The 7,338-nt window shown below is 72.2% G+C and carries 5 protein-coding genes and 2 pseudogenes; 3 read left to right on the top strand and 4 right to left on the bottom strand.

Annotation, left to right across the window (positions count from 1 at the left end; all coding sequences use genetic code 11):
• From VIU94_RS15850 to VIU94_RS15835, 4 genes and pseudogenes are all read right to left on the bottom strand, one after another.
• Positions 1-249, bottom strand: a pseudogene (locus VIU94_RS15850) (AAA family ATPase); the annotation flags it as partial.
• A gap of 85 nt (positions 250-334) precedes the next feature.
• The gene (locus VIU94_RS15845) at positions 335-1,729 is read right to left on the bottom strand and encodes a hypothetical protein (RefSeq protein ID WP_331911922.1); all 1,395 of its coding nucleotides are present in this window, start codon (positions 1,727-1,729) and stop codon (positions 335-337) included.
• A gap of 129 nt (positions 1,730-1,858) precedes the next feature.
• Complete coding sequence (locus VIU94_RS15840; RefSeq protein WP_331911920.1) at positions 1,859-2,728, bottom strand: NmrA/HSCARG family protein; 870 nt, start codon at positions 2,726-2,728, stop codon at positions 1,859-1,861.
• Positions 2,729-2,750: 22 nt separating this feature from the next.
• Complete coding sequence (locus tag VIU94_RS15835) at positions 2,751-3,674, bottom strand: EamA family transporter (RefSeq protein ID WP_331911918.1); 924 nt, start codon at positions 3,672-3,674, stop codon at positions 2,751-2,753.
• A 79-nt stretch (positions 3,675-3,753) separates the two neighbouring features.
• On the opposite strand from VIU94_RS15835, the gene VIU94_RS15830 reads away from it, so the two are divergent.
• The 3 genes and pseudogenes from VIU94_RS15830 to VIU94_RS15820 form a co-directional block, all read left to right on the top strand.
• A complete protein-coding gene (locus VIU94_RS15830) occupies positions 3,754-4,632 on the top strand; it encodes a LysR family transcriptional regulator (RefSeq protein ID WP_331911916.1) in 879 nt (292 codons plus the stop codon).
• A 135-nt stretch (positions 4,633-4,767) separates the two neighbouring features.
• The gene (locus VIU94_RS15825; protein WP_331911914.1) at positions 4,768-5,637 is read left to right on the top strand and encodes a hypothetical protein; all 870 of its coding nucleotides are present in this window, start codon (positions 4,768-4,770) and stop codon (positions 5,635-5,637) included.
• 105 nt (positions 5,638-5,742) lie between these two features.
• Positions 5,743-7,338: pseudogene (locus VIU94_RS15820) on the top strand (hypothetical protein); the annotation flags it as partial.

Below are 7,338 nucleotides of genomic sequence, written 5' to 3'. Positions count from 1 at the left end.
CACCGTGGTCAGCGGGAGGTCCAGGGCGTCGGCGAGCTGGTTCAGGGCCGCGGTCTTGCCGATGCCGGGCTCGCCCCAGAGCAGCACGGGGAGGTCGGCGGCTACGGCGAGGGTCAGGGCCTCCAGTTGGGTGTCCGGGCGGGGTTCGGTGGTCGTGGTGCGGAGGAGGGCCAGCAGGTCACCGGCGATGTCGAGTTGGGACGCGGGGACGGGGACGGAGGTGGGGACGGACGGGGCGAATGCAGTCATATGGGATCACCTGTGGGTGTGCGGAGGGAAGGATGGGCGTGCGGGGCGACGACGTCGGGTCGGCGAGGGTCGGAGTGGCGTCGGGTCAGCGAGGGAGGACGTGGCGCGGGCGCGTACGGCGCATGCCGCGCACCCTTCGACGGTCATCGGGACGGCCGAGGTCGATCCTGTCGGGTCCGGGTCCGCTCAGGCCGGCGCGGTACAGCCCGTACGTGATCCGCCGCTGCGCCGCGGTCTCCAGGGCGTCCCGGAGCGCCCCGCCGCGCAGCACCGCGTCGGGCCCGAGCAGACCCTCGACGACGGCCAGGGCCCCGGCGGTGTCGCCGTGGTCCAGGCGTTCACGGACGCCGCTGAGGCAGTCCGGGCGGCGGTGCGCCTCGTCGATGGCCTGCAGGCAGGGCAGCGGGGTGCCGGAGAGCGCGGCCAGGAGCTCCTCCCGCCGGATCTCGGCGGGGTCGTGGTCCAGCGGCGCCAGGGCGCCGTCGACCAGGCCGATCCGGTGCCGGGCGCCGCGGCACTCCACGAGGCGCGGCTCCCCCGGGCGATCCGGAGGCCGTGGCGCATCGGCGGACGCCGCGTACCCCGGTACGAGGGCGGCGGCGACCAGCGGGTGCAGCCCCTCGGCCCCGATCGCGCCGGCGCGGAGCAGTTCCAGGTCGGGCGGCACCCAGGTCGCCGCGTCGGGCAGGACCGGCAGGCCGTCGCCGCCCGGGGGCGGGTCGGCGAGCCGCGGGGCGGACGCGCCGGCTTCCAGGACGAGACGTCGGTTCCCGATGCGCACGGCGACGGGCCCGTCGGGACGCCCGTCGGCGCGGAGCAGGATCTCCGCCTCGGCCGCCCACCGGTCGACGGCACAGCGCTCAAGGCTGTGCGGATCGTCCTGGGTGTCCGGGTCGTCCGCGACGTACGACACGTCTATGGACTGCCCATCGCCCCCGCACCGGCTCCGCAGTTCGTCGGCCCGCCGCGCGTCCCACAGATGTCGATGCAGGTCGAGGCGGAACCGCCGGCTGGGCCGGGGGTGCGGATGGCGGGCGACGAGGTCGTCGGAGCGGGTCCCGTCCCACAGGGCGAGGGTGATCCGCTGTCCGGCGTCCGCCCAGGCGGGCACCGTACGGACCACCAACTGCAGCGGGCTCCGCCCCTCACGTCCCGGCACGTCGTACCGGGCGAGCGGGACGGTGAGTCCGGGCCGCAGCAGCCCGTCGGGAGCGATCCTGGGCATGTGCCAACGCAGCAGGTCGGGTGCCAAATGGCGTAGATCGGCCCGGACTCGGGCCTTCAGCTCCCGGCCGTGGGCGCGTTCGAGGGACTTCAGATCGACGTCGACGTCGAATCCGGCGGCAGCACACGCTCCCGCCCAGTCGCCGACAGATCGGCGGGCGGTGGCGGACTCGATCATGGCGGTCGGCACGGCGTATTCGCGCACGCGCGACCAGAGGGAAAGTCGGGAATCCCCGTTCACGCAGTCAGTGAGCATCAGCACTCACCTTGCGTGGACGGGACCCCCAATCTGGTGGAGGAGTAAGTCGTCATCGGGAGGATCATAACCACAGACCCGCCGCTCCGTCTCGAATAGGTCTGCGATCGCCCCACAGGCGCACGTCGCCTACCGGTTCCCGCGCAGCCACGCCTCGAAGGTCAGCAGCCCCGGGTGGCGCTCGCGGAGTGCGGCGATGTCGGCTCGGTATCCCTTCTCGTTCAGCCAGTCGAACATGTCCGCCAACTCTTGGGACTCGGCCCGGACTTCCTCGACCGGCCGCCGCTCGAAGCGGGTCGGGACGCCGTCGACCCGGCTGAGCGTGTCGGCGATCTGACGCACAGTCAGCTCGTCGCCGGCGATCTCGAGCTTCTTCCCTACGAACTCGTCCGGCTCGCCGAACGCCTCCGCCGCGATCCGGCCGATGTCCGTCACCGCGATCATCTGCAGCGACGTGTCCGGGTCCAGCGCGATCGAGCCCACCCGCTCACCGTTCTCCGCTCCCGGGACGGCCTTCGCTTCGGGAACCAGATACACCCAGTTCTCCATGAAGAAGGTCGGCCGCAGCACCGTCGCCGGCACGCCGAGGACGTCGATGTACGCCTCGATCTCCGCCTTGGTCTCGAAGTGCGCGACCCCGGGCTTGCGGTCCGCGCCGCCCACGGAGCTGTAGACCAGGTGCGCGACGCCCGCTGCCTCGGCCGCGTCAGCGACGTTCTTGCCGCGCCGCACCTCGATTCCGGGGCGCGGGTCGGCCAGATCGGGCTGCACGCTGAAGACGCCGTACGCGCCCTGCGCCGCCGCGCGCAGCGACTCGGGGTCGTCGAGGTCGCCGGTGACCAGTTCTGCGCCGAGCGCCTGGAGTTCCCTGGCCGCCCGCCTGTCCGGGTCCCGGACGAGGGCTCGTACGCTCCAATGGTCGTCGAGCAGCGCGAGGGCGACGGCGCCGCCCTGGCTGCCGGTCGCGCCCGTGACCAGGATGGTCTCGTCGTTCGGCACGGAGTGTTCCCTTCGGTGGAGTTCAGTCACGGGTACGGCGGGGCGCCGGGAGCTGGCCCGCCACGATGGCGGCGAGGGCGAGGGCGAAGCCGACGAGTTGGATCGGCCCGAGCGTCTGGTCGAGCAGGACGGCGCCGAGCACCGCGGCGACGAGCGGCGACAGCAGGACGAGTACGGCGACGGAGGCGACGGGCAGACTGGTGAGGCCGCGGAACCACAGCACGAATGCGATCAGGCCGCCGACCAGCCCGAGCCAGAGATAGCCGAGAGCTGCGGGGAGGTCGATCGCGGGCGGCGCGCCCTCGGCGAGGAAGGTGACCGGGACCAGGAACAGTCCCCCGGCCGTGAGTTGCCACCCCGCGAACGCGGTGGGACTCGTCCCGGCGGGACGTCCCCAGCGCTTGGTGAGCGTCACCCCGAGCGCCATGGACGCGGCGCTGCCGAGGCCCGCCGCGATGCCGACGGCGTCGAGCGCCGCGTTCGGCCCGATCACCACCAGGCCGACGCCGACCATGCCGGCCAGTCCGCAGCCGAGGCGCCAGCCGGACAGGCGCTCGCGCAGGACCGCCACGGCCAGCAGCGCGACGACGAGCGGCTGGGCCGCCGCCAGGGTGGCGGCGACGCCTCCCGGCAGCCGCTCGGCCGCGATGGCGAGGAGCGGGAAGGTCAGCCCGATGTTCAGCACGCCGAGCACCGCGGCCTTCCCCCACCACGCGCCGCCGCGCGGCAGCGTCCGGCCGATCGCCAGCGCGACCAGTCCGGCGGGCAGCGCCCGCAGGAGCGCGGCGAACAACGGGTGTGCGGACGGGAGGAGTTCGGTGGTGACGACGTAGAACGTGCCCCAGGACACCGGGGCCAGCGCCGTCAGCAGAGTACGAGGCAGGTTGCCGCCGGGAGCGCCGGTGCGGGCCTCGACGGAGCCCCTCTGTGCGGTGGTACTTGTCATGCCCGCAGTCTCATTCCGCGACGATCAATGAGTCCAACACATGTTTGTCAGCTCATCGATCGTGATCCACGATGGATCCATGGATCTCCAGCAGATGCGCTATGTCGTCGCCGTGGCCGAGACGAACAGCTTTACCCGGGCCGCCGAGCGCTGTCTGGTCGTCCAGTCCGCCCTCAGTCACCAAATCGCCCGCCTGGAACGGGAGTTGGGGGCGCGGCTCTTCGAACGCACCAGCCGCCGGGTCCGGCTGACCCCCGCCGGAGCCGCGTTCCTGCCCGCCGCCCGCCAGTGCCTGGACGCCGCCGAGCGGGCGACCGCCGAGGTCGCCGCCGCCGTCGGCGAGGTACGCGGCCGGCTCACCGTGGGCCTGATCGCGACCGTCGCGGCGGTCGATGTCCCGGGCGCGCTGCGCGAGTTCCGCGGCCGATACCCACATGTGCGCATCAACCTGCGGGTGGGCGCGAGCGACGACCTCGCCGCACAGGTCAGGGAAGGCTCCGTCGACCTGGCCTTCCTCGGCCTGCCGACCTCTGCACAGCCCCAAGGCGTGGCCGCGCACGAACTCGCCCGCGACCGGCTCGTCGCCGTGGTCGCCCCGGACCATCCACTCGCCGCCGAACCGGAGGTCGACCTGCGCCGGCTCTCCTCCGAGGTGTTCGTGGACCTCCCGGCCGGCACGGCCGGCCGCCTCCAGTCCGATCAGGCCTTCGCGGCCGCCGGCCTCGCCCGCGACGTCGCCTTCGAAGTGACCACCGTGGACTCGCTCATGGCCCGCCTGGTCGCCCAGGGCCTCGCCGTCGCCCTCCTCCCCGCCGCGTACGCGCCCCAACTCACGGGCCTCGCCACGGTCGAGATCACCGACGCGCCGTACCGCGTCGAGCACGTCGTCTGGAGCCGAGACGGCCGTACGCCCGCGGCGACCGCCTTCCTCGCCGTCCTCGGAGTGACGCCCGCGTGAGCGGGCGGGCGTGTGAACAGACGTGGGTGCGCTCTCTGCGGGCCTCCGGCGGGTCGTTGCGCGCGGCGGCGCTCGCGTCGGACGATGGGCGCGGAAACCCGCGGAGCCCCGCGGGGCGACTGGCGGGAGTGGGCCGTGGATCCGTTGGAGGACTGGCTGGAGTACATGCAGCCCCGGCTGGCCGGGCTGGTGGACTTCGAACTGCCGGCGGGCGCAGTGACGCTGATGGACCGCTCACCGGCGGCGCTGGCCCGTCTGGAGGCGGAGCTGTTGGCCCGGACCGCCCCCGGGGCGGATTTCCTGGAGCGGGTCGCCGGATTCCTCGGCGAGTCCCTGCTGTCGGCGGCGGGCGGGAACTGGACCTGGGACGAGCGGCGGGGACTGCCGGTCGTGACGCCGGACCCGGAGCTGGGCCTGCCGTCCGTCTGCCCGGCGGAGCTGGTCGAAGAGGCCCGACTGCGCCGTGACGGCGACGAGTTCGGCCGCGGTCTGCGGGAACTGGAGCGGGCGGTCGCCGAGAAGCAGGCCGCCGTACCCGGATGGACGCCGGTCAAGCAGCCGACCCCGGGCCTCGATGAGGACCCGACGGCCACCTTCGACTGGCCGTATCTGGACGCGTGGCTGGCGGAGCGCGCGGCAGGCCTGTCGGCCTGGCTCGCCACGTATGCGGAGCGGCCCGAACTCTGGGACTTCAGCCAGGGGTCGTTGGACGAACTCGAGGCTGCGGCGCGTCAACGGGTGTCCGGACCGGACGAGTTGGCGGCGCACAACGAGTTCGCCGAGGGGGCCTCGTGGTACCTCGGCGAGGTGCTGCGGCCGGCGATGCGCGCGCAGTGGTGCTACGTCCCCGGTGAGCCCGACGGGGACAACATGTTCGTCGGGCGTCCCTTCCTGGACCAGCTGATCCCTGACGGGACGGTGGCCGTGCCGTTCCTGCTGATCCAGGTCGCGCTCGCCGACCGCGCTCCGGGTGTGCTTCGTCACGCCTACGATCGGCTCACTTGATCCTGTCTCCCAGTGGGCATGTGGCAATAGGTTGGTCATCGCCGTTGTCTGCAGGGGGAGTTGGTCGTGAACGGACGCCGTCGGGTCCGAACGTTATTGGTCGCGGTGACGCTGGCGGCGCTGTGCGGGCCGCTCGGCTTGGCGGTCCCGGGAGTGGCCGCGCCGAAGCCGGTGCCGCTGCCCAGCTTCGACGGGCCCGCGCCGGATCCGGAGACCCTGCCGGGCGGGTCGCGTCCGGGCCCGTTCGGCCCGAAGCAGACGTACGAGTACCTGAACCCCGCCGAGTGGCTGCGTGGCCGCGCGGAGCCGAAGGCCCACGAGGTGGCGGCGGCGCTGCTCGACAAGAGGGCCAAGACTTCGGGGTTCTGGCAGCACGCCCTGAAAGCGCGGCAGGACTACCTGCGGAAAAAGGCCAAGGATCTGAACAAGTACCGCAAGAATCCCGTGGGCAAGCCGCCGATCGCGGCGCCCTGGAACAAGTGGCTCGGGCCGTACGTTTCAAATCAGGGCAACGACTACCAGGGCAAGGCCTTCGTCCAACACATCGTGGAACGGCTCAAGCTCGGTGCGAACCACGGCTGGCAGACGGAGCTGCACGTCCCTGAGGTGAACCGCTACTACGACTTGGCCAACGTGGAACTCGGCCTGTACTACGAGCTCAAGTCCGGCAGGGGCATCGACATAGGCGAACTGGCGCGGGACAAGGCGTTCATCGAGGCCGAGCGGGGGAAGGACAACCCCCGGCGGCTGGTGTACATCTTCGCCGTACCGCCGACCAAAGAGGCCAAGAGGCTGCTCGAGGAGGCCGGCATCGACTATGTCGTGGTGCCGGCCCAGAAGAAGGTGATCAACCCGGGCGGTCCGCCGCACGATCCGAACGACCAGAAGTTCAAGCCCCGTAAGGACGACGGCGGTCCCGACGGCAACGGGCCCGACGGCGGCGGCACCCCCAACGGCGGGCCGCAGGCCGGCGGTCCCCAGGGCGGCGCCTCCGCCGACGACACCCTGCGCGCCCCCGACCAGTATCAGGCCCCGGCCGCGGCACCGACCGAAATCGGCGACTCCGGGGACACCCCGCAGGAGGCCGCCGAACTGCGCGATCTCGACCGGCAGCTCGCCGCGGAATCCGGCCACCCTGAGCTGGCCGAGGACCTGGGCGGCGTCGACTTCTCGACGCTGGAGCTGCGTTACGTCTCCGACACCTACCACAAGGGCTCCGGCGTGCAGTACGCGTTCAAGGCCGATGCCCTGCCGGCCGACGAGGAGTCCTTCGGCGGCCGGAAGGCGGCGCAGCTCGCCTCGGACTCGTTCTTCGTCTGGCTGGAGCTGCCGCCGTCCGCGTTCACCGTCAACCTCAACCCTGACGAGCCCGAGCGGATCATCGACGAGAAGTTCGGCAAGACCGACGCCGGGCGGGTGCTGCTGGAGGCCGACCTGGCGATGAAGAAGTCGGTGGCGAAGTTCATCCACCCGAACAAGCCGGGCGGCCAGAAGTTCTGGGACTCGCTGCGCGGCGAGACCAAGTGCGTCTCCATGCGGCAGTGGATCGTGCCCGGCACGGCCACCGTCCGCGACAACGGCGACGAGCTGTACATCCTGGACGCACCGCTGCAGGTGAAGATGGAGTCGGAGGTCATCAAGACCCCTGGCGTCGGCGGCGAATCCGGCTGCGGACAGCAGGACGACGCCAGCACCCGGCAC

Source organism: Streptomyces sp., from assembly GCF_036566765.1.
GTDB lineage: Bacteria > Actinomycetota > Actinomycetes > Streptomycetales > Streptomycetaceae > Streptomyces.
Note: the sequence above shows the minus strand (reverse complement) of the source record. Positions and strands in the feature narration are given on the sequence as shown.

Bases quoted from the DNA above. Each gene is read 5' to 3' on its own strand.
- VIU94_RS15835 (WP_331911918.1), bottom strand. From the start codon at position 3,674: ATGACAAGTACCACCGCACAGAGGGGCTCCGTCGAGGCCCGCACCGGC.
- VIU94_RS15845 (WP_331911922.1), bottom strand. From the start codon at position 1,729: ATGCTCACTGACTGCGTGAACGGGGATTCCCGACTTTCCCTCTGGTCG.
- VIU94_RS15830 (WP_331911916.1), top strand. From the start codon at position 3,754: ATGGATCTCCAGCAGATGCGCTATGTCGTCGCCGTGGCCGAGACGAAC.